This is a genomic window from Denitraticella aggregata (assembly GCF_048158365.1).
Taxonomy (GTDB): domain Bacteria; phylum Pseudomonadota; class Gammaproteobacteria; order Burkholderiales; family Rhodocyclaceae; genus Azoarcus_F.
In genome coordinates, this window is the sequence record NZ_JBLLNL010000009.1 from 153,750 (window position 1) to 174,768 (window position 21,019).

Here is a 21,019-nt window from a genome sequence, read left to right on the forward strand (position 1 = left end):
GATGACGACCAATATTCTGGTGTGCGGCATCGGTGGTCAGGGCGTCATGACCGCCACCGAGATCCTCGCCGAGGCGGCACTTTCGCTCGGCTTCGACGTGAAGAAGACCGAGGTCGCAGGCATGAGCCAGCGCGGAGGGGTGGTCACCTCCCACCTGCGCTTCGGCGACGAGGTGTTGTCGCCGCAGATCGCACCCGGCGAGGCGGACCTGCTGGTCGGTTTCGAGGCCTCCGAGGCGCTGCGCTGGTCGCACATGCTGCGTCCCGGTGGCACCGCGCTGGTCAATGTCGGGCGTATCGTGCCGCCGGTGGTCACGATCGGGCTGTTCGACTACCCGGACGACCCGGTGGCGCAGATGCAGACCCTGGGCCTGGACGTGCATGCCTTCGACGCGAGCGCGATCGCGACCGGCCTCGGCAATATCCGGCTCGGCAATACCGTCATGCTCGGTGCGATGTCCGACAGGCTGCCGTTCCCTGCCGAGGTGCTGCGCGACGCGGTGCTGGCGCGTTTCGCGCGCAAGAAACCCGAACTGCTCGAGCTCAACCGCAGTGCCTTCGAAACCGGCCGCGAGGCGGTCGCCGCCGTTGCACCCTGATCGGCCGGAAAAAATCCTCGCCCGTGCGGTAGAATCCGCACTTTTTCCGAGGGTATCCGGATGACTGCACGGGTGATCGATGGTAACGCGCTGGCCGCGCAGGTCCGCGGCGACATTGCCGCGCGCGTCGCGTCGCTGAAGGCACGTGGCGAGCCGCCCTGTCTGGCGGTGATTCTGGTCGGCAGTGATCCGGCCTCGAGTGTGTATGTGCGCAACAAGGTCGCGGCCTGCGAGAAGGCCGGTATCCGTTCGCTGCGCTTCGACTACCCGGCCGACGTGGCACAGCCCGGCGTCATGACCAGGCTGGCGGAACTCAACGCGGACCCGGATGTTCACGGGATCCTGGTGCAACTGCCGTTGCCGCCGCAGTTCGACGAGGTCCAGGTGCTGGAGGCGATCGGCGTGGACAAGGATGTCGATGGTTTCCATGCCGAGAACGTCGGCCGGCTGTCGCAGGGTCGGGAAGGTTTCATTCCGTGCACGCCGCATGGCGTGATGAAGATGCTCGAATCCGGGCAGGTGTCGCTTCAGGGCGCCGAGGCGGTGGTGATCGGCCGCTCCAACATCGTCGGCAAGCCGATGGCGATGCTGCTGACCAACGCCGGCGCCACCGTCACCGTCTGTCATTCGAAGACGCGCGATCTGGCTGCACACACGCGCCGTGCCGACATACTGGTCGCGGCGGTGGGGCGCCCGCGCTTCGTCACCGGTGACATGGTCAAACCGGGTGCGGTGGTGGTCGACGTCGGCATCAACCGCCTCACCGACGGACCGGATGCGGGCAAGTTGTGCGGCGACGTCGATTTCGCTTCGGTCAGCGAGGTAGCGTCGCTGATCACACCGGTGCCGGGTGGTGTGGGGCCGATGACGATCACGATGCTGCTCGAGAACACCGTCATTTCCGCCGACCGCGCCGCGCGTGGCAAGGGGCGCTGACATGACCGACAACATCCTGCGCTTTCCCGCCGATGGCCCGAACCCCTTGGTCGGCATCATCATGGGTTCGAATTCCGACTGGCCGACGATGAAGGCCGCCGCCGCGATGCTCGAATCCTTCGGCGTGCCGTTCGAGGCGCGCGTGGTATCCGCGCATCGCACCCCCGATCTGATGTTCGAATACGCCGCCTCGGCGCGCGAGCGCGGGCTCAGGGCGATCATCGCCGGCGCCGGGGGTGCGGCTCATCTGCCGGGCATGGTCGCGGCCAAGACCACGCTGCCGGTGCTGGGCGTGCCGGTGCAGTCCAGGGCGCTGTCGGGCCAGGATTCGCTGTTGTCCATCGTGCAGATGCCCAAGGGTGTGCCGGTCGCGACCTTCGCGATCGGCGAGGCCGGAGCGGCCAATGCCGGGCTGTTCGCGGTGTCGCTGCTGGCCAGTGTGGACGCCACCCTGGCCCAGGCGCTGGAGGCATTCCGCGCCCGCCAGACGCAGGCCGTCTACGACATGAAGCTGGATTGAGCCCGCCGATGATCCTTCCGCCCGCAACCCTCGGCATGCTCGGTGGCGGCCAGTTGGGCCGCTTCTTCGTGTCGGCCGCGCATGAGATGGGCTATCACGTGTGGGTGCTCGACCCGGATCCGCACAGTCCCGCCGGCCTGATCGCCGATCGGCATCTGGTCGCGGCCTATGACGATTACGCCGCGCTGGATCTGTTTGGTGAAGCCTGCGCCGCGGTCACCACCGAGTTCGAGAACGTGCCGGCCGGAACCCTGGAGTATCTGGCCAAGTTCATCCCGGTCCATCCGGCCGCCAGCGCGGTCGCGGTGTGCCAGCACCGTATCGCCGAGAAGCGCTTTCTCGCCGACAACGGGATTCCGCATGGGCCTTTCGCAGTGATCGAGTCCGACGAGGACGTGCGCAACGCGCCGGATGCGCTGTTTCCGGCGGTACTCAAGGTGGCGCGCTTCGGCTACGACGGCAAGGGCCAGGCGCGCGTGGCCGATCGCGACGAGGCATTGCATGCACTTCACCAGTTCGGCGGCGAGCCGTGCGTGCTGGAGAAGATGCTGCATCTGGATTTCGAGGTCTCGGTCGTGCTCGCGCGGACCGAGTCGGGCGCGGTACGCTGCTTTCCGGTCGGCGAGAATCGCCACCGCAACGGCATCCTGGACGTGACCATCGCCCCGGCGCGCGCCAGCGCGGCCCAGCGCGACCGCGCGCAGGAGATCGCGTGCCGAATCGCGGAGGCGCTCGGCTATGTCGGCACGCTGGGCGTCGAGTTCTTCGTCTGCAACGGCGAACTGCTGGTCAACGAGATGGCACCCAGACCGCACAACAGCGGCCATCACACCGTGGACGCCTGCATGACCAGTCAGTACGAGCAGCAGGTCAGGGCGCTGACCGGTCTGCCGCTGGGCGAACCGCGCCAGCACTCGGCCGCGGTCATGGTCAATCTGCTCGGCGAGTTGTGGTTTCGCGGCGAGCATCAGCACGAACCGGACTGGTCGGTGCTGCACGCGGTTCCGGGCCTGCGGCTGCATCTGTATGGCAAGCACCATGCGCGCGCCGGGCGCAAGATGGGGCATTTCACCGTGATCGGCGAGGATGCGCCCACCGTGCTCGAGCGCGCGATGCAGGCGCGGGACGCGATCGGCATCCGCGACGAATGAGCATCGTTTCGCCCACCGCGGACGCGATCGCCGAGGCGGTGACCCTGCTGCGCGCCGGTCGGCTGGTCGCGCTGCCGACCGAGACCGTGTACGGCCTGGGCGCCGATGCGCTCGATCCGGTCGCGGTGGGCCGGATCTTCACCGCCAAGGGCCGGCCCGCCGATCATCCGCTGATCGTGCATCTGCCCGACGCCGATCACCTGCCGCGCTGGGCGTCGCGCATCCCAAAGGACGCGATCGCGCTGGCGAAGGCCTTCTGGCCCGGACCCCTGACGCTGATCCTGTCACGCGAGGAAGACGTGCCGGACGCGGTCACCGGCGGCCAGGCCACGGTCGGCCTGCGTGTGCCCGATCATCCGGTCGCGCTGGCGCTGCTGCGGGCCTTCGATTCCGGCATCGCCGCACCGAGCGCGAACCGTTTCGGCCGGATCAGCCCGACCACGGCCGAACATGTGCAGCAGGAGCTGGGCGACCGGGTGGCGATGATCCTCGATGGCGGTCCCTGCACCGTCGGCATCGAATCGACGATTCTGGACCTGTCCCGGGGCGAGCCCGAAATCCTGCGTCCCGGGGCGATCACCGCCGACGACATCGCGCGCGTCATCGGACGTCGGCCGCATGTGCGTGGCGAAGCCCTGTCCCAACCGTCCGGCGCGACTCCCACACCGACTCCGCCAGCGCAGCCCGAAGCTCCGACGCCGCCGCGCGTGTCCGGCACGCTGGATGCCCACTACGCGCCCCGCACACCGCTGCAACTGGTCGATGCGTCCGCACTCGCGAACAGGGCGACGGACTGCGTGCGCAGCGGCAACCGGGTTGCGGTGCTGGCGCACATGGTGCGTGGACCGAACGACGGCCGCGTGATCTGGATACAGGCCGATCCCGAGCCGATGGGCTATGCGCACGACCTGTACGCCAATCTTCGTGCGCTGGATGAACTCGGGGCCGATCTCATCCTGGTCGAACGCCCGCCGGACGCGATTGGCTGGTCCGCCATCGCCGACCGCCTGGGTCGCGCCGCGGTCGGTTCGGGCGCAAGCGACATGTTCGACGAGACCTGAGCAAAAAGACCAACAAAAAACTTTTCATCGACGGCTGCACTAGCCTATAATTCTCGACCTCGAAGGGCCGATAGCTCAGCTGGGAGAGCGCCGCGTTCGCAATGCGGAGGTCGTGAGTTCGATCCTCATTCGGTCCACCATTTTCTGTTCCAAAGCAGTCCGAGAAAGGCCGGAAAGCCCAGTTAAATCAAGGGTTCCGGCCTTTTTCACGTCCAGAGTAGTCCGAAAAAGACTATTGAAAGCCGGGGGCAACTGGGGGCAACATTGGGGGCAACTGCACGAGTTGCCCCCAAATGCCGAAGGAGTTGCCCCCAAATGCCCCTGACAGACACGCAAATAAAGGCGATCAAGCCCAGCGCCAAAGCGCGTAAGTACGCCGACGAGAAAGGTCTGTATCTGGAAGTTGCCCCCAGCGGTGGCAAGTGGTGGCGGCTCAAGTACCGCATCGGCGGGAAGGAGAAACGTCTGAGCCTTGGTGTCTACCCGGACGTGTCCCTGAAGGCGGCTCGTGCTCGACGCGACGAGGCGCGGGAGTTGATCGCTACCGGTAGCGACCCCAGCGCAGCACGTAAGGAAGCCGAAGCCGTGCGGATCGCGGAGACGGAACATACGTTCGAGGCGGTCGCCCGCGAGTGGTTCGATAAAGAGCGGGTCGCGTCTAGTTGGGCACCGGGGCACGCCGACAAGATCATCCGACGCTTGGAGGCCGACGTGTTCCCCTGGCTGGGAAAGAAGCCGATTGCCAACGTGAAACCTATGGACGTGCTGACCTGCTGCCAGCGCATCGCGGACCGAGGCGCGCACGATACTGCGTATCGGGCCAAGCAGAACATAGGCCAGGTGATGCGATACGCAGTCGCCACGGGGCGGACTGACCGTGACCCTACCGCTGACCTTCGCGGAGTGATGAAGAAGCCGAGAGCGGCACATTTCGCATCCATCACCGATACCGCCGAAGTTGGGGCGCTGCTGCGGGCGATTGACGGATTCAAGGGAACGCTCGTGGTGCGATCAGCGCTCAGGCTTGCACCGCTGGTGTTCGTCCGACCGGGCGAACTGCGCAAGGCGGAGTGGTCGGAAATCGACTTCGAGCGGGCCGAATGGCGCATCCCTGCGGAGCGGATGAAGCGGCGGCGCGAGCACATCGTTCCGCTGGCACCGCAGTCGGTCGCGATCCTGAAGGACCTGCACCCGCTGACCGGGCACCGGCAGCACGTGTTCGCCGGGCGCGATCCGAAGAAGCCGATGAGCGAGGCCGCGATCAACGCGGCACTGCGGCGCATGGGGTACGACACCAAGACCGAAATCACCGGGCACGGTTTCCGGGCGATGGCGCGGACCATCCTGCATGAAGAACTTGGATTCGACCGGGACGTGATCGAACACCAACTTGCACACCGCGTCCCGGATGTGCTTGGTGAAGCCTACAACCGGACCAAGTTTCTGAAGGACCGTAGAACCATGATGCAAGCCTGGGCCGCTCATCTCGACCGACTGAAGGCGGGCGCTGAGGTGATCCAACTTCCAACGAAGGGGGCAGCATGAAGCGCAAGACCAAGCACGCATTACAGGCACGCGATGACAAGGCTGCACGGGAGTTCATCGCACGGATTCGCCGGGAAGCCATGATCGTTTCAATTTCCGCAGAACTCACTGCACGCGCTGCGATTCGCCGTGCATGGGTAACGCCGAAGTGACGAAGATGAACAGCCGCCACCGTCAAGGTTCGATCAAGGGCTGATGAGCTGATGGCAGACAGTAAGGTTTTGGGAAGGGTCGATGAGCTGCTGGGGTAACGCCGAAGTGACGAAGATGAACAACCGACACCATTACGTTGATGCACGACGGGCGCTGCTGGAAATCTTCTTGCAACGCATGCGACTACAAAACGGAGAGTATGACGAACGTTTGCGCGCCATCTACAGTTCCGACGTTCTGAAAGTGGTCGAGGAAGGCATATGTGCGGCGTTCGAAGGCAAGTGCGACCCCTTCCGGTTGAGTACTCGGGGGTTGAAACCAAAGCTGTCCCGGCAAGAGGGAATCGATGCCGTCATGCAAGTGATGAGCAGGCCGAAGGATGAAACATTGGAGTCGGCGTTCGAGCGTGTAGGGGGGACGCTGTCGACATCATCGAGTGTGATTCGAGATGCCTACTACGACCCCGATGTACGGACGTTTGCAGAGCTACAGAGAGACGCCTACAGAAAAAACCGCTGATTTGTAGGATGGTGCGGCACGCGGCACGCCCGCACGATGCGATCCATGCCCGGTTCCGGGAGTCTCTTAGGGGAACAAAATGGACGCAAAGACGGAAGCACCGATTCGCATTATTCGCCGTCACGAAGTTGAATCACGTACCGGCATAGCACGCTCAACGATTTACGAGCGTGTCAAGCAAGGCACCTTCCCGGCACCCATCCAGCTTGGTCCACGTGCTGTCGGGTGGATTTCCGCCGACATCGACGCTTGGATTGCCGGGCGGATCGAGGCCGCTCAAAGCGGTAAATGACATGCGGACCGTGAAGACCGTGATTGTGCGGCTGGCTGTTTGGGGCGTGATCCCTGCGAATCTTGCATCCTGGCTGATTCGACGGACGGGGCTGACCAATGTCTAGCCCGACCGAACAGTTCAGAGCGGCCATGCGCGAGGCCGGTATTTCGCCACCAGTGACAATCGAGGCTGACGGGCTTCTGCACAGATTCCATATCGACGGCGACAAGGCCGGTTCCCGCAATGGCTGGTATGCACTGCACCTCGACGGGCGGGCCGCTGGCATTTTCGGTTCGTGGAAGACCGGCGTGCGCTCGACTTGGGCGGCGGATGGTAAGCGCATGAGCGACACCGAGCGCAAGACGTTTGCCGAACTGATCGAGGCGGCGAACATCAAGGCGCGAGCCGATCGGCGGGCCGAACATGAGGCGCGGGCTATCGAGGCACGGACCGAATGGGAAGCGGCGGCACCGGCTACACCGGCGCACCCGTACCTGATCGCCAAGGCGGTGAAGCCGCACGACTTGCGCCAGCGCGGCGGGCTGCTGATCGTCCCGCTGTTCGATGCCTTCGGGCTGTTGTGGAACGTGCAGCGCATCCAGCCGGACGGCGGCAAGCGGTTCAAGTCGGGGCGGGCCGGTGGCCTGTTCTGCCCGATTGGCGACCTCAGCAACCCGGCAACGGCCCTGATCTGTGAGGGCTGGGCAACCGGCGCAACGCTGCATGAGGAAACCGGCCATGCGGTGCTGTGCGCGATGAATGCGGGCAACCTGCTGCCGGTGGCGAAGGCGGCGCGTTCCGCCTGGGTTGGCGCTGAACTGGTGATCTGCGCGGACAACGACCGCCAGACCGAAGGTAATCCGGGCCTGACGTATGCGACCGCTGCGGCGAAGGCGACCGGGGCGCGGCTGATCGTTCCCGAGTTCCCGGAAGGGAGAGCGGGCTCCGACTTCAACGACTTGGCGGCGATCCGTCGGAAGGGGGCGCGACGTGGCGAATGACCTGCTCGACACTGTGACCGCCGATCTTTTCTGCGCAGACGTGGCAGACGCTTCGGTGATCGAGGCGAATCCCGCGCCGATACTCGCCGGAACGGCGGAACGGAACGCACATGAACTCGATGGCTCTCTGCAAAATGATTCCGGGCATGGGGGCGTTGAGGCTGATTCCGCATCGCCTCATCCGTTTCGCGACGTTCCAGACGTTCCAGACGTTCCGCCCAATAACGGCGATGGTTCCAGCGGAACGGCAGGCGGCACGGCAGACGTTCCATGCGTTCCGGCGCTGGCTGATCTGATCGAGGCCGCGACCACTGGCGACGGCGACGACTCCGAGGAAAAGGCGGCTCCGTCCGTGCGGGCATCGGAAAGACCCTGCTTCCGCGTGTATGACAACTGGACCGTGTTCGACTCCGGCCGCAAGTTGCGGCCGGGCGTGTGGCATCACACCATGAGCGCACCGAAGGGCGGTGGCGATCCGGTTCCGGTCGATTCCTGGGTATGTGCGCCGCTGCACATCGAGGCGCAGACCTTCGACGGCACCGGGAGCAACTTCGGACGGCTGCTGCGCTTCAAGAACTCGGCGGGCCGGTGGCGCACATGGGCGATGCCGATGGAACTGCTCAAGGGCGATGGCTCCGACCTGCGCGGCGAGCTGCTGGCGATGGGGTTGGAGCTTGACCCCTTCGCCCGCCAGACGCTTGCCCGATACCTGCAAGAGCGCACGCCGAAGAAGCGCATCCGGTGCGCGCTGCAAGTCGGCTGGTGCGGTGACGTGTTCGTGCTGCCCGATGCCGTGATCGGACCGAGCGCGGCGGGCGTGATCTTTCAGAGCGGCGAACGCTCGCACGACGAGCACGGGCAGGCCGGAACGCTCGACGGGTGGCAGGTCGAGATTGCAGCGCGGGCGGTGGGCAATCCCCTGTTCCTGTTGGCGCTGTCGGCAGCATTCGCGGGGCCGCTGCTCAAGCGCACCAATACCGAGGGCGGCGGGCTGCATTTCGTGGGCGATTCCTCGACCGGCAAGACAACGATTCTGGAGGCCGCGTGTTCCGTGTGGGGCGGGCCTGGGTATCGGCGGAGCTGGCGGGCGACGGCGAACGGAATGGAAGGCGCGGCGGCGCTGTTCAATGACTGCCTGCTGGCGCTGGACGAGATCAGCGAATGCGATCCCCGCGAGGTGGGGGCCATCGTCTACAGCCTGGGCAACGGGCGCGGAAAGCAGCGGGCGAGCCGCACCGGCACGGCGCGATCCGTGACGCGGTGGCAGGCGTTCATCATGTCGACGGGCGAGCGCACCATCGGCACAACGATGCTGGACGGTGGGCACCGCACGAAGGCCGGGCAGGCGGTGCGGCTGCTCGACATTCCCGCTGCGCGGCGCTTCGGCTGCTTCGATGAACTGCACGGCATGGCGACCGGCACAGCACTGTCCGACGCGATCAAGCGGGCGGCGAATCAACATCATGGTCGGGCCGGGCGGGCGTTCCTCGAAAGGCTGACGCACGATGAGCGCGACATGGCCGGGCGGCTCGAACGCCTTAAGGCGCTGCCTGCTTTTAACCCGCCAGAGGCCGAAGGGCAGGACAAGCGCGCTGCATCCCGCTTTGCGCTGCTGGCGCTGGCGGGCGAGCTGGCGACCGAGTACGGCATTACCGACTGGCCGGAAGGTGCGGCGCTCGACGCTGCGGTGATCGGGTTCCAGGCGTGGCGATCCATGCGCGGCGGCGGCAACGACGAGCGGCGGCAAATCCTCGATAAGCTGGCCGGGTTCCTCGAACGGCATGGGGATAGCCGGTTCTCCGACTGGATGGCAGGCGGCGCGACGATCCGTGACCGGGCGGGGTGGTGGAAGCCGGATGAGACGGGTGGGCGGCTGTACCTGTTCAACGCCGATGGACTGCGCGAGGCCCTGAAGGGCTTCGACTTCAAGCGCGCTCTCGACGTGTTGGAATCCTGCGGCGTGATCCCCAAAGCGAGCGCGACGGGCGAACGATCGAGAACCGAGAACGTCGGCGGGCGGAAGGTGCGCGTCTATCCCGTCCGTGCCGAAGTGCTGCATGGGGTGAGCAATGGGGCTTGATGACCTGCTCGCCAGACTGGAACGGGCCGCTGGAACGGCTGGAACGGCAGACGTTCTGGCAGACGTTCCGGCGAATCCCTTGCAAACACTGGGCAGAACGGCTGGAACGGCTGGAACGGGAGAAACGAACAACGTTGGGGCTTACGTGGATGTATCCCTTGCCGATGAACCTGGGCCACCCGTACCGGCTGAGTCTGAGGCTGCGATTCGGAGTTGGCTTGCGCGGATTGAGGAAACCGACCCTGATCTGATCGCGGGCACACTCGGCGCGTGCAGGCGGGACGGCGACGCGCTCGCCTACTTTCTTCGGCGAGCTGCTGAGGTACGGAATGACGGACTCTCGTGAAGTGGCTGCTGGGTCTGCGGAACTGCTCAACCCTATCCCTACCGTGTCCGCGCAAAAAATTCCGCTTTGCAGCGCCGATGAAATCCGGGCCGAGATGGCGCGGGTGTATCGGGACATGCGGCGCGGCATGATTGAAACGCAAGACGGCACCAGACTAGCCTATGTGCTCGACCGGCTGCTGAAGGCTCGCGAGGCGGCCGACACCGAAAAGCGAATCGAAATGCTCGAAGCGGCACTTCGAGCGCATCATGGAGAACTGAAGCGATGACAAACCCGAGAACCCGACTCGAACAACTCCAAACCAAGTCACCGGCACCCGTTCGCGCGGCGCTGCTCGTAGGTGCGATGCTGCGAGCGGAGTATGACGAGGCACGGCGCATTCTGGCGAATGTCTCTCACGTCGGCATGGTGGGGCGCGACCCTGAGTTTTGGGAACCTGTCACCATGATCCGGGAAACGCTCTCAACCTGGGCGCTCGACTACTGGCAGACGCGGGCACGCTACCGGGAAGTGCTGATAGTGAGCCCGGATACTCAAGGTGGCGACCATGCGGAAATTCTCGCGTGTGAGTGGTACATGCTGCGTGACCGGCTGGCGGCGCTTGATGATGCGCTCGAAGCTGTGTGCAGCGCGGTCGGGATCGGGGCGGACGATGTGCGGCGGTTTTACGGGATCGAGTCTGGCACCGAGGGCACAACAGCTATCGGAACAGCCGGACAACAGTTGGCGGCAGAGTATCTTTCTCTGCTGCCGACCAAGGGCTGACCGCACCGGGCACATTGCACGGCTGGGGGCAACTTTGGGGGCAACTCTGGAAGGCGAAGTTTAGAAAGGTCCGCCAGGTGTGGGGTTAAAGCAACAGGTCGATAGCCATTCGGCCACCAATACCAAAACCCCAACCGTTCTCGGTTGGGGTTTTTTCTTGCCCGATGGTGCCGGTCCTCGCCCGTTCCAGGATGGCAATGGCCGCCTCAGTCGTGTTTTGACCACTTTGTTGCTCATTCAGGCAGGCTACGCTTACGTGCCGCACAGCTCACTGGAGCGCGTGATTGAGCTCAATAAAGAAGCGTACTACCTTCCCTTGCGGCAGACGCAGGGGTCTATCCGGACAGATGCTCCCAACTGGCAACCGTGGCGGGTGTTCTTCCTGCGGTCACTGGCCGAGCAGGTACGGCGGCTGGAAAAGAAGGTGCAGCGCGAGAAGATCGTACTGGCTGTCTTGCCCGAGCTGTCACTGCAGATCGTTGAATTTGCCCGCGCGCACGGGCGCGTCACGATCGGCGATGCGATCAAATTGACCGGTGTCAGCCGAAACACGCTGAAGCAACATTTCCGCAACCTGGTCGAGCACGGTCATTTGAATCAGCAGGGCAGCGGGCGTGGTGTTTGGTATGAACTCAAGTGGTGGGATTGATGGATGTTTAATGTGATCGTTTCGGGCAGTGGCTGGGAGCCACATCGTGACTCGTTCGGCAGTGGCCACGCACTGTCGGCCATCGGGCGTGACCGCTACGTTGTTCGGGTTGCGCATGGATGCCTTCTTTCGGCATGGTGGAATACGGGTCTTGCCAAATTTTGCCAAAGAACCTACGCTTGAGACATGAGCACGATGAACATCTCTCTGCCCGACTCCCTGAAGTCCTTCGTGGACGAACAGGTCAGCCAGCGCGGCTACGGCACCAGCAGCGAGTACGTGCGCGAATTGATCCGAAAGGATCAAGACCGCCTGCAAGTGCGCAACCTGCTGCTGGCCGGAGCAGCCTCGGCCCCGGCGGCACCCGCCAATGCCCGCTACTTCGATGGCCTGCGGGATCGGGTGCGGAAGGCCGTCAAACCCGCTGCCAAGGCGTGAAGGCCAAGCCAGTCATCCCGCGCGAGCAGGCCAACCGAGATGTGGACGAGGCTATCGCCTACTACCTGAGTAAGGTGAGCGAAGCCGTCGCGGTCGGCTTCATCGACGCACTGGAGAAGGCCTACGGGCACATCGGTCGCCACCCGGCCACAGGCTCCCCACGCTACGCCCACGAACTGAACCTGCCGGGCCTGCGCGCCTGGCCGCTGACGCGCTACCCGCACCTCGTGTTCTACATCGAGCATCCGGAGTACATTGACGTCTGGCGTGTGTTGCACGGCCAGCAGGACATCCCAGCTTGGATGCAGGAGCCTGTCGCCGTGTGACGGTCGGGTCACCAGGGTATATCTGCGTGCGCGCCGGTGCAAACAAGAAGCGGCGACCGTCACGACCCTCACCACTGTCACAGAGGGCGAACGGCATCACCAAAGCGAGCGTCACCGTCAAGGGACTCGGGGCCCGCCGTCAGGAGCAAGCCATGAGCGACCATCAGCACAACATCGTCACCGAGCCACCAGACGAACTCGGGCAATACGAATTCCACCTCGAAACAATCTCAAGGCGACGATTACGCCGGAGTAGCATCCTTCCGTGAGGCAACACGACCGGTCAGGCTAATTGTCGCCGGCCAAGGCCGCGATCTTCAGGCGAACACCGGGTTTGAGCGTCTGCTTAAGGTCGTCGCCGAGCAGGCGGTTGATGTTGTCGTTCAGTTCCATCAAGAGTCCGCCTTCGCAGTGGCGCTATAGCCTGGTGCCAGTACGGCATTTTTCACGCCGTAAATCGCAAGATGATCGTTTAGCCATAACCGGTACTCCGGTCCGCGCAGGCAATGATCGGGCGAGCAGTCGACACTCCATTTGCGCAGGATGTATCCAGCCGTGGCAGCGCGCAGCTTCATCCGCAGCACGCCGTCGCGCATGCCGTAATCCATTTCGGTGATCTCCGGCCGGGGCTGATCCGGGTGCGGCACCAACTCCAGTTCGACGATCCGCGTCCACTGGATGTCTTGATCGCTCATCTCATGGGCTGCAACTGGTTGCCCCTTGAGCACGACAGGGTTCTTGATCCGGGTGATGACGAAATCCCGGAACTCCTGAGACTTCCGGTCGAAGGCGCGGACATGCCAGCGCAGACCATTGTCGATGAGCGCAAAGGGGACGACTTCCCGCTCAGTACAGCCGCTGGATATTGAGTAGTACTCAACGCCAAGCGGACACCCCTGATGGATCGCCCGGGTCACGCTAGCCAGCACATCCAGATCCGGGTGTGTAAGCCGTGAGGGGCTTTCGCTGGCTACCCAAGCCTTGAGCCGCATCGGCTCGCCGTCTCCAAAGCCCTGCGTCAGCCAAGACAGCACCCGCTCCGGAGGAAAGTCGAAGATGGGGCGGAAGTCCGGCCCCAGGACGTAGGCCTTGCCTTTGGGGTCATAGTCGATGTTGCCCGGAGACAATTCCTTGTAGAGCGCCAAATCCCGGGTTGCCGCTGCGGATTGGATGCCAAACCGCGCAACCAAGTCCTGGCGACGGATCTCCCCCACGAAGCGCACACGCAGCTCAATGAACGCGAGCCGATCGCGCTGGGGCTGGGTCAGTTCTGCAAGTTGGACTTTGGGCATTCCTGAGTGCTCTATCGGGTTAACGAATACTTGTGCGGGTTATTGCGGGAAGTATATAAGCTGCTCTAGAATGGGGCAATGCAATGGTTATGATTCTTATATGCGTTGCATTGTGATTATCACATGACGGGCGATGCCCGCACTTTGGAGTACGGGAGTGAAAGCAGACAAAGCCATCGCGACCTACCGGCGCATGCGGGCGCAGCCGCTGTGGCGTCTGCTTGCCTCGACTACCGGGCCTACCGTCATTGGCCTGCTTCAATCTCACTTGTATGAGAGCGAGCGAAGCCTCCCTGCCTCCATTTTTCACGAACGCATCGCAAGGGATCTGGAAGAGCTGCGCGCCCAGGGCGAGGACTTTCCCCAAACGGCACAGGCGTATGTCGCCAGCTGGCTCGCCGATGGGTACCTGGAGCGACGCTTCCCGGCTGGGGCTTCAGAAGAGGAATATGAACTCTCCACGGCGGCCGTCGAAGCCATTCGGTTTGTCTCTGGCCTGGCACAGCCGTACTCTGCCGCGACCGAAAGCCGCCTGACGCTCGTCATCGAGGCCTTGGCCCGACTTGCCGAGGACACTGACACCGACAAGTTCCGTCGCATCGACCGGCTCATGGCCGAGCAAGCCCGCATCGACAAGGATATTGACGCCATCCAGAAGGGGCAGATGCGCGTGCTGCCCCATACAACGGCGCTTGAGCGAACGCGGGAGATCATCACGCTGGCCGACGATTTGGCCGGTGATTTCCGCCGTGTCCGCGATCAATTCGACCAGCTCAATCGCGATCTTCGAGAAGGCATCATGGACAACGATGGCAATCGTGGAGATGTGCTGGATTCGCTGTTCGCCGGAATCGACCTGATTTCAGAGAGCGACGCCGGAAGAACTTTCTCCGCTTTCTGGCGCTTGCTTACGGACCCAGAACAGGCGGCCACGCTTGATCAGGCGCTGGATAGCGTCATGTCGCGGGAGTTCGTGGGGCAGCTCGAAGCCAAGGAGCGACGATTCCTTCTGCGGCTAACGCGCACCCTTCTTGAGCAGGGCGGCATGGTTCACGAGGTGCTCCAGACCTTCGCGCGCAGCCTGAAGCACTTCGTCCAGAGTCGTGAATACCTCGAGCAACGCCGACTCAACCACCTACTGAAAGACGCCCAGCGCGCAGCACTGGCCCTGAAGGACGAAGTCAGGGCCACAGAAACCCTCCAGTACACGCTTGAGCTCACGAGCAGTCGATTGCGCTCCTTGTCCCAATGGGTGCTGCACGACCCATCCCTGCAAGCTTTGCCCGGGCAGATGGCGGAAGGGGACACGCCACCCATCGACCTGGAGTCTGTGAGCGAACTGGTCGCACAGTCCGAGATCGACTTCCGAACCCTGAAGGCCAACGTGCTGGCAGTCCTGGAGCAACGCTCCCAGGCATCGATTGCCGACGTTCTGGAGCAGTTCCCCGCTGCACAGGGGCTGGGCAGCGTCGTCGGGCTGCTTGCGTTGGGTAGTCGGCATGGGTTCAAGGCGGACCACAGTGAAACCGTAGGCTGGGTTGGCGGCGACGACGAGCGTCGTCGCGCCCGAATTCCAAAGATCTTCTTTTTGAGGGAACGGGCTAATGAACTGGTCTGAGAACATTGAGGCGGTAATGCCAGTCGAAGCACAAGAACCAGATGCTGCTCAGGCACCTGCCAACACCCTGTTCCTGGGCGACAGCGGCGAGTTGGCACTGGATACCCGGCGCGCCCTGGTGCAGCTGCTGGCAGGGCCGTCGCTCGATGGACGTCGGCATCGAAAACTCTGGCCGATATTAGTGAGAGACGAGGCGGTGATACGTCGGCGGCTTGCCGAACTGTTTCTCGAACTGGTTATCGACCGAGATGTACAAGTCGCCTTCACGCGCCAGGCAGATACCGGCGACCTCGAAGTGCCACTCCTGCTGCGTCGCGCCCAACTGACCTTCATTGACTCCATTCTGCTGCTCCACCTACGCCAGCGATTGACTCAAGCGGACTCGCAGGGCGACCGTGCCGTGGTGTCGACAGACGAGATCACGGAGTTTCTCTCCCTGTATGAGCGTGCCGCCAACACCGACCGTGCAGGGTTCGTGAAACGGGTTCATGCTTCCATCGAGAAGATCAAGAAGCACAGCATCCTTCAGAAAATTCGCTCAAGCGAGGATCGCTTCGAGATTTCGCCGACGCTGAAACTCCTCTTTTCGGCAGAGGAAATACAGGCGCTGACCCACTTGTATCAGCGCATGGCTGCCGGAGAAACGCCAGCGCAACTGGCTCAGATTGACGCTGACGAGGAGGCCGACCAATGATCTCGGAACCCCAAACCGTCTCCTTGTTTGTTCGCGAGCAGTTCCGGATGACCCGCCTGCAGGTTTACAACTGGGGTACTTTCTCCGGCCTGCACGACGTGCCGATCAGCGAGCGAGGCTTTTTGTTTGTGGGTCGATCGGGCGCTGGGAAGTCGACGCTGCTCGATGCATTCTCGGCGTTGCTGACGCCACCTCGGTGGATCGATTTCAACGCTGCGGCGCGTGAGGCGGACCGCAGCGGTCGTGACCGGAACCTCGCAACCTACATACGTGGTGCTTGGGCTGAACAGAAGGATGGGGAGTCGGGAGAGATCGCTACACGCTACCTGCGCTCTGGCACAACGTGGTCAGCCTTGGCGCTAAGCTACCAGAACGCCCTGGGCCAGTCTGTGGTGCTGGTTCAGGTGTTCTGGCTGCGCGGCAATGCCAATGGCAGCACCGACGTCAATCGCCACCACCTCGTGTTGGAGCGGGCGTTTGACCTGCGCGAGTTGGAGGATTTCGGTCGATCCAACTTTGACATCCGGAAACTCAAACTATCTTTCCCTGAGGCATACACCCAAAAGGATTTTCGTCCTTACTGCGAACGATTCTGTCGACTGCTCGGCATCGAGAGCGAAATGGCACTGCGCTTGCTGCACAAGACCCAGTCGGCCAAGAACCTCGGCGACCTCAATACCTTCCTGCGCGACTTCATGCTCGACAAGCCCGAGACCTTCGAGGTGGCGGATCGCTTGGTCAGCGAATTTGGCGAACTCAATGCGGCGCACCAGGCGGTGGTCACGGCTCGTGAGCAGGTTCAAACGCTCGCGCCAGCGCGGGAGCAGTATCAGCGCAGGGACTCGTTGATATTGCAGCGCAATGGCTTGGATGAGCTTCGGCTTGGCGTTGATGGCTACCGTGAGACTCGCCGCATTGAGCTTCTCAAGGAGCACGTGGCATCCCTGAAGGTGCAAGCCAGCGGCTCGGAAGGTGAAGTGAGTCGACGCCAGAGCATCCTGGATAACCACGCCGCAATCTTGCGTGATCTGGAGCGACAGCACCGTGAAGCTGGCGGTGATCAGATCGAGCAATGGGAGGCCGAGAAATCGGGGCTGGAGGGCCAGCGCACAGATCGCCTGCGCAAACGCGCTCAGGCCGAAGAAGCGTGCAAGAAGCTGGGCTGGAGTCTCCCGGACTCGCCTCAAGCTTTCGCTGAACTGTTGGGCAACGCGCGGCAGGAAGTCGAAAACTGGGAGCAACATAGCAGCGAGAACCGCGAAGAACAGTTCCGCTTGGCAGGTCAAAAGAAGGACGCCGAAACCGCATTTTCGCAAGCGGTGAAGGAGGTGCAGGCACTCCAGCGCCAGCCATCGAACATTCCAGCCGACATGCTGGAAATGCGTCGAGACATCGCCTATGCCATCGGAGTCTCGGAGTCTGCACTACCATTTGTCGGCGAGCTCATCGAGGTGAAGCCTGACGAGGCCGAGTGGCAAGGTGCCATTGAGCGCGTACTGCATGGATTTGCGCTTTCACTTCTGGTGGACGAGCGCCAGTATTCGGCGTTGGCCAATCACATCAACGCCACCCACCTCGGGCAGCGCCTGGTGTATTACCGGACTGCCCGCCCGGAGACGTCGCAGGCCAAGCCCATTGGGGCCAATTCGCTCGTCCTCAAGCTGAACGTCAAGGAAGGGACATATGCCGAATGGCTCCAAACCGAGCTGCGGCAACGCTTCGATTACGCGTGCGTCGATTCCATTCAGTCGTTCAGGAGTGCTGATCGCGCCATTACCCGTGAGGGTCAGGTCAAGCACAGCAAAACTCGGCATGAGAAAGACGACCGCAGAAGTGTCGGCGACCGGCGAAACTGGGTGCTCGGATTCGATAACCGGGAGAAGCTCGGACTCTTTCAAGCTCAGGCGCAGGAGCAGGCTGACGCGATTGCGCGCCTCGGTGGGGAGATCGACAAACTCTCCGACCAAGACAAGAATCGTGCGACCCGAGCGATGCAGTGCCAGACTCTGGTGAATCTCCAGTGGCAGGAAATAGATGTGCTCCCATTGCTGGATCGCATCTCCACCATTGAGCGGCAGATCCACGAAGCGCGCGAGGGGAACACCACCCTGCAGCAAATCAGTGAGCAGATCGAGAAGCAAAAGAAACTCGTCGATGATGCTGACAAGGATCTTCGGCAGGCAACGCGTGCGTACGACTCGATTGTTGACCAGATCAAGACCCACACCCTGAAACTGGAATCCCTCCTGCAGGACGCGTCTATCGTCCCATTGACGCCCCATCAGGTTTCGGGTCTCGACGAGCGCTTCGCCAAGCAGTCAGATGCAGTCCGGCTCGACAACCTCGACAAGGTGGCAACTTCTGTAGAACGTGCACTCAATGCGGAGATCGAAGAGGTCAACCGTGGGATTGGTGCCTGCGAGAAGGAAATAGAAGCGCGCTTTTCCGACTTCAAACGGCAATGGCCGATGGACGCGGGCGACATGGACACGAGCCTTGCAAGCGCGCCAGACTTCTTCGCCAAACTGGTTCGGCTGGAGACGGATGGTCTGCCCGCCTATGAGCAGCGATTCTTTGAATTGCTGCAGAACCAAAGTCACCAGAATCTGGCGGCGCTTTCCACCTATCTGAACGATGCTCGCAAAGCCATCCTGGAACGGATGGATCTGGTCAACGACAGTCTTGGCCAGGTGCCTTTCAATCAGAGCGCCAATCAACGCACCTATCTCCACATCGACGCCAGTGACCGGCAGCTTGTCGACGTCAAGGAGTTCAAGCAGGAGATCCAGCAGGCGCTGAGCCATGCATGGACGGAGGATCGCGAGTTTGCCGAGGCGCGGTTCCTGGCCTTGCGACGACTTGTTGATCGACTCGCCAGTCAGGACCCCGAGCAGAAACGCTGGCGTGAGACTGTGCTCGATGTTCGACAGCATGTTGAGTTCATCGGGCGGGAGATCGATGAAAGCGGCGTCGAGGTCGAGATCTACCGCAGCGGAGCAGGCAAGTCTGGTGGCCAACGGCAGAAGCTCACCACCACGTGTTTGGCCGCTGCCCTACGATATCAACTGGGCGGTAACGACCACGGCGTGCCGATGTATGCGCCCGTCGTGCTGGATGAAGCCTTTGACAAGGCGGATAACGAGTTCACCGCTTTGGCGATGAACATCTTTACCAATTTCGGATTCCAGATGGTGGTCGCTACGCCGCTGAAGTCCGTCATGACCCTTGAGCCATTCATCGGTGGCGCCTGCTTCGTGGATATCAGCGATCGGCGCGTCTCAGGCGTCCTGCTGATCGAGTACGATGGTGATCGTCAGCGGTTGAAGCTGCCAGAGCACGCACGAGAGGAGGCTGGCGTTGAAGCTTCCTGAAGATGTTCGGCAGTTTCTCGCCCGTCGCTTTCAAAGCAGGCATCGCGAGTGGTTGATCGATGATCCGGGCGAGGGCCAGTGGCCGCTGGAGGTTACGCTCGGTGTGCCGACGGAGCAGGCTGCACTGCGACAAGTCGACGGCGTTCGTGCTTGGGTGAGCGCATGGCAAGGCTGGCAAGGGGTCGGCACACTATCCTGGTGTGAGCGCCGGTGGAAAGCGCTTGGCGTCCAGCGACTACCGGAGAAGCTGGCGTTGGGCGACCCGAAGGATGTTGCCATGTGGATTGGTGAGTCCGCACGATGGGAGCGTGCTCAATCTCGCTACAGGGCGCTCACCGCTCGCTGGCTAGTACTGGCGCAGCAGTTGCCGAGGTACTTTGATGTCCTGGCGGACTACGCCGATGCCGATTTCCATCGGCTTGCAGAGATGTTGGACTGGATAGTGGACCATCCACAATCCGACCTCTATCCCCGCCAGCTTCCGGTAGCTGGACTGGATAGCAAATGGCTGGATGGGCGCAAAGGTCTGTTGACGGATCTGGTGGCCGCAATACAAAAGGACTCTTCCGGCGAACTGGATTTCTACCAGCGCTGCGGACTGAAAGCACCTCCACTCCTTGTGCGAATTCGGGTGCTGGATCAGGCGTTGCGAGCCAGGGTCGGTGGCGTGGGTGACATCACTGCACCAGTGGAAGATCTGGCGGGTCTCAATTTGCCGGTCTCGCATGTGTTTATTGTCGAGAACCTTCAAACGGGACTGGCAATGTCCGACATGCCGGGCGCTGTCGTGTTCATGCGTCTTGGCTATAACGTCGACGTGTTGGCCCGTTTCCCTTGGCTTGCCCGCGCAAAGTGCATCTATTGGGGTGATTTGGACACCCATGGATTTGCCATCCTGCATCGCGCTCGTTCATACATTCCAGACTTGCAATCCGTGCTCATGGACGAAGACACCTTGTTGCAACACAAGGCGCTGTGGGTGGATGAATCGGGGCAACATCCGGCAACGGAACTGACGCTCTTGACGGAGCAAGAGCAGCAACTCTATCGGGATCTCAAGCAACAGCGCTGGGGGCAAAACGTTCGCTTGGAGCAGGAGCGGATCGACTGGGCTGCCGCATGGAGCGTGTTGCAGCGGGCACTGACCTAGAGGCATTCGCCTGCAGTGGTTGGCTGCCGATGGCAGAACCTGATCAGCGCAGCGCGTTTAGCACTTTTTCGGCTTCCGGCCAGGGCAGCCGTCGCTTGCCAGACTTCATTCGGTCAAGTGCCTTGAAGGCGTCGTCGACTGACAGCAGTTGGTTGTCGATCATGGCGCACAGCAGCCCGATGGTGCCTATGACGTTGACATGCTCCTTATTGGCAACAATCCGCAAATTGGCGTCGCCGGTCAGCAAAGTGCAAGTCTCTTGCTTCGCAAGCGCCAGTGCCAAGTAGTCGTTGTGACTGGGCTTGGAACCGTTTTTAGCCGGAAGCAGATGGTTGTGCTGGCCTGGCAACTGCTCGGCATACGCCACGAAGTCGCCGCTGACCTCCATGATCTGCAAGCCCAGGTATTCAAGGCCCGTACTGCCCGGTTCAATTTCTTCGTAGTACAGCAGATCAGGGATGCCGAACTGCATCGGAAGCTGGAAGAGCGTCTCCATCAACGCTCCCGCATCCATATTGCAGATTCCATTTGC

At 62.3% G+C, this 21,019-nt stretch carries 22 protein-coding genes and 1 tRNA gene; 21 read left to right on the forward strand and 2 right to left on the reverse strand.

Annotated features, from left to right (window positions below; all coding sequences use genetic code 11):
- The first annotated feature begins 1 nt into the window (after position 1).
- From ACKVEX_RS12455 to ACKVEX_RS12535, 17 genes are all read left to right on the forward strand, one after another.
- A complete protein-coding gene (locus ACKVEX_RS12455; RefSeq protein WP_473216057.1) occupies positions 2–598 on the forward strand; it encodes an indolepyruvate oxidoreductase subunit beta in 597 nt (198 codons plus the stop codon).
- Between the two features lie 60 nt (positions 599–658).
- Positions 659–1,534: a bifunctional methylenetetrahydrofolate dehydrogenase/methenyltetrahydrofolate cyclohydrolase FolD gene (folD, locus tag ACKVEX_RS12460; RefSeq protein ID WP_473216058.1), complete on the forward strand. Its 876-nt coding sequence runs from the start codon at positions 659–661 to the stop codon at positions 1,532–1,534.
- Between the two features lies 1 nt (position 1,535).
- The gene (gene purE / locus ACKVEX_RS12465) at positions 1,536–2,054 is read left to right on the forward strand and encodes a 5-(carboxyamino)imidazole ribonucleotide mutase (protein WP_473216059.1); all 519 of its coding nucleotides are present in this window, start codon (positions 1,536–1,538) and stop codon (positions 2,052–2,054) included.
- A gap of 8 nt (positions 2,055–2,062) precedes the next feature.
- Entirely contained in the window at positions 2,063–3,205 is a 1,143-nt protein-coding gene (locus ACKVEX_RS12470; protein WP_473216060.1) for a 5-(carboxyamino)imidazole ribonucleotide synthase, read from the forward strand.
- Entirely contained in the window at positions 3,202–4,266 is a 1,065-nt protein-coding gene (locus ACKVEX_RS12475) for an L-threonylcarbamoyladenylate synthase (RefSeq protein WP_473216061.1), read from the forward strand. Before ACKVEX_RS12470 ends, ACKVEX_RS12475 begins: the two co-directional genes overlap by 4 nt.
- 64 nt (positions 4,267–4,330) lie before the next feature.
- A tRNA-Ala gene (locus ACKVEX_RS12480) sits at positions 4,331–4,406 on the forward strand.
- Positions 4,407–4,581: 175 nt separating this feature from the next.
- Complete coding sequence (locus ACKVEX_RS12485) at positions 4,582–5,811, forward strand: tyrosine-type recombinase/integrase (RefSeq protein WP_473216062.1); 1,230 nt, start codon at positions 4,582–4,584, stop codon at positions 5,809–5,811.
- Positions 5,808–5,963: a hypothetical protein gene (locus ACKVEX_RS12490; RefSeq protein WP_473216063.1), complete on the forward strand. Its 156-nt coding sequence runs from the start codon at positions 5,808–5,810 to the stop codon at positions 5,961–5,963. The genes ACKVEX_RS12485 and ACKVEX_RS12490 overlap by 4 nt, the downstream gene beginning before the upstream one ends.
- A gap of 115 nt (positions 5,964–6,078) precedes the next feature.
- On the forward strand, positions 6,079–6,483 hold the full coding sequence (locus ACKVEX_RS12495) for a hypothetical protein (protein ID WP_473216064.1): 405 nt from the start codon (positions 6,079–6,081) through the stop codon (positions 6,481–6,483).
- Between the two features lie 79 nt (positions 6,484–6,562).
- Positions 6,563–6,775 (forward strand): helix-turn-helix transcriptional regulator, encoded by a 213-nt coding sequence (locus ACKVEX_RS12500; protein WP_473216065.1) that lies wholly within the window; start codon positions 6,563–6,565, stop codon positions 6,773–6,775.
- Between the two features lie 131 nt (positions 6,776–6,906).
- A complete protein-coding gene (locus ACKVEX_RS12505) occupies positions 6,907–7,758 on the forward strand; it encodes a toprim domain-containing protein (RefSeq protein ID WP_473216066.1) in 852 nt (283 codons plus the stop codon).
- Positions 7,748–9,838 (forward strand): DUF927 domain-containing protein, encoded by a 2,091-nt coding sequence (locus ACKVEX_RS12510; RefSeq protein WP_473216067.1) that lies wholly within the window; start codon positions 7,748–7,750, stop codon positions 9,836–9,838. The genes ACKVEX_RS12505 and ACKVEX_RS12510 overlap by 11 nt, the downstream gene beginning before the upstream one ends.
- A 329-nt stretch (positions 9,839–10,167) precedes the next feature.
- Positions 10,168–10,452 carry a hypothetical protein gene (locus ACKVEX_RS12515; RefSeq protein WP_473216068.1) on the forward strand — a complete coding sequence of 95 codons (285 nt, stop codon included), beginning with the start codon at positions 10,168–10,170 and terminating at the stop codon, positions 10,450–10,452.
- Positions 10,449–10,949, forward strand: a complete 501-nt coding sequence (locus ACKVEX_RS12520) for a hypothetical protein (protein ID WP_473216069.1) — start codon at positions 10,449–10,451, stop codon at positions 10,947–10,949. Before ACKVEX_RS12515 ends, ACKVEX_RS12520 begins: the two co-directional genes overlap by 4 nt.
- A gap of 79 nt (positions 10,950–11,028) precedes the next feature.
- Positions 11,029–11,598: a Fic family protein gene (locus ACKVEX_RS12525; protein WP_473216070.1), complete on the forward strand. Its 570-nt coding sequence runs from the start codon at positions 11,029–11,031 to the stop codon at positions 11,596–11,598.
- Positions 11,599–11,784: 186 nt separating this feature from the next.
- Positions 11,785–12,036 (forward strand): type II toxin-antitoxin system ParD family antitoxin, encoded by a 252-nt coding sequence (locus tag ACKVEX_RS12530; RefSeq protein WP_473216071.1) that lies wholly within the window; start codon positions 11,785–11,787, stop codon positions 12,034–12,036.
- Complete coding sequence (locus tag ACKVEX_RS12535) at positions 12,033–12,362, forward strand: type II toxin-antitoxin system RelE/ParE family toxin (RefSeq protein ID WP_473216072.1); 330 nt, start codon at positions 12,033–12,035, stop codon at positions 12,360–12,362. Before ACKVEX_RS12530 ends, ACKVEX_RS12535 begins: the two co-directional genes overlap by 4 nt.
- A 392-nt stretch (positions 12,363–12,754) precedes the next feature.
- Here ACKVEX_RS12535 and ACKVEX_RS12540 read toward each other — a convergent pair whose 3' ends face one another.
- Positions 12,755–13,654: a helix-turn-helix transcriptional regulator gene (locus ACKVEX_RS12540; RefSeq protein ID WP_473216073.1), complete on the reverse strand. Its 900-nt coding sequence runs from the start codon at positions 13,652–13,654 to the stop codon at positions 12,755–12,757.
- Between the two features lie 157 nt (positions 13,655–13,811).
- Between ACKVEX_RS12540 and ACKVEX_RS12545 the strand changes: the two genes are divergently transcribed.
- The 4 genes from ACKVEX_RS12545 to ACKVEX_RS12560 are packed head-to-tail and all read left to right on the forward strand — an operon-like array spanning position 13,812 to position 20,487.
- A complete protein-coding gene (locus ACKVEX_RS12545) occupies positions 13,812–15,272 on the forward strand; it encodes a DUF3375 domain-containing protein (protein WP_473216074.1) in 1,461 nt (486 codons plus the stop codon).
- Complete coding sequence (locus tag ACKVEX_RS12550; protein WP_473216075.1) at positions 15,259–15,966, forward strand: DUF4194 domain-containing protein; 708 nt, start codon at positions 15,259–15,261, stop codon at positions 15,964–15,966. Before ACKVEX_RS12545 ends, ACKVEX_RS12550 begins: the two co-directional genes overlap by 14 nt.
- The gene (locus ACKVEX_RS12555) at positions 15,963–19,337 is read left to right on the forward strand and encodes an ATP-binding protein (protein WP_473216076.1); all 3,375 of its coding nucleotides are present in this window, start codon (positions 15,963–15,965) and stop codon (positions 19,335–19,337) included. The genes ACKVEX_RS12550 and ACKVEX_RS12555 overlap by 4 nt, the downstream gene beginning before the upstream one ends.
- Complete coding sequence (locus ACKVEX_RS12560) at positions 19,324–20,487, forward strand: Wadjet anti-phage system protein JetD domain-containing protein (RefSeq protein ID WP_473216077.1); 1,164 nt, start codon at positions 19,324–19,326, stop codon at positions 20,485–20,487. The genes ACKVEX_RS12555 and ACKVEX_RS12560 overlap by 14 nt, the downstream gene beginning before the upstream one ends.
- Before the next feature lie 43 nt (positions 20,488–20,530).
- On the opposite strand, the gene ACKVEX_RS12565 is transcribed toward ACKVEX_RS12560, so the two are convergent.
- The coding region (locus ACKVEX_RS12565) for a PIN domain-containing protein (RefSeq protein ID WP_473216078.1) at positions 20,531–21,019 on the reverse strand (489 nt) is incomplete at its 5' end.

Bases quoted from the DNA above. Each gene is read 5' to 3' on its own strand.
- ACKVEX_RS12455 (WP_473216057.1), top strand. From the start codon at position 2: ATGACGACCAATATTCTGGTGTGCGGCATCGGTGGTCAGGGCGTCATG.
- folD (WP_473216058.1), top strand. From the start codon at position 659: ATGACTGCACGGGTGATCGATGGTAACGCGCTGGCCGCGCAGGTCCGC.
- purE (WP_473216059.1), top strand. From the start codon at position 1,536: ATGACCGACAACATCCTGCGCTTTCCCGCCGATGGCCCGAACCCCTTG.
- ACKVEX_RS12470 (WP_473216060.1), top strand. From the start codon at position 2,063: ATGATCCTTCCGCCCGCAACCCTCGGCATGCTCGGTGGCGGCCAGTTG.
- ACKVEX_RS12475 (WP_473216061.1), top strand. From the start codon at position 3,202: ATGAGCATCGTTTCGCCCACCGCGGACGCGATCGCCGAGGCGGTGACC.
- ACKVEX_RS12485 (WP_473216062.1), top strand. From the start codon at position 4,582: ATGCCCCTGACAGACACGCAAATAAAGGCGATCAAGCCCAGCGCCAAA.
- ACKVEX_RS12490 (WP_473216063.1), top strand. From the start codon at position 5,808: ATGAAGCGCAAGACCAAGCACGCATTACAGGCACGCGATGACAAGGCT.
- ACKVEX_RS12495 (WP_473216064.1), top strand. From the start codon at position 6,079: ATGAACAACCGACACCATTACGTTGATGCACGACGGGCGCTGCTGGAA.
- ACKVEX_RS12500 (WP_473216065.1), top strand. From the start codon at position 6,563: ATGGACGCAAAGACGGAAGCACCGATTCGCATTATTCGCCGTCACGAA.
- ACKVEX_RS12505 (WP_473216066.1), top strand. From the start codon at position 6,907: ATGCGCGAGGCCGGTATTTCGCCACCAGTGACAATCGAGGCTGACGGG.
- ACKVEX_RS12515 (WP_473216068.1), top strand. From the start codon at position 10,168: ATGACGGACTCTCGTGAAGTGGCTGCTGGGTCTGCGGAACTGCTCAAC.
- ACKVEX_RS12520 (WP_473216069.1), top strand. From the start codon at position 10,449: ATGACAAACCCGAGAACCCGACTCGAACAACTCCAAACCAAGTCACCG.
- ACKVEX_RS12530 (WP_473216071.1), top strand. From the start codon at position 11,785: ATGAGCACGATGAACATCTCTCTGCCCGACTCCCTGAAGTCCTTCGTG.
- ACKVEX_RS12540 (WP_473216073.1), bottom strand. From the start codon at position 13,654: ATGCCCAAAGTCCAACTTGCAGAACTGACCCAGCCCCAGCGCGATCGG.
- ACKVEX_RS12550 (WP_473216075.1), top strand. From the start codon at position 15,259: ATGAACTGGTCTGAGAACATTGAGGCGGTAATGCCAGTCGAAGCACAA.
- ACKVEX_RS12555 (WP_473216076.1), top strand. From the start codon at position 15,963: ATGATCTCGGAACCCCAAACCGTCTCCTTGTTTGTTCGCGAGCAGTTC.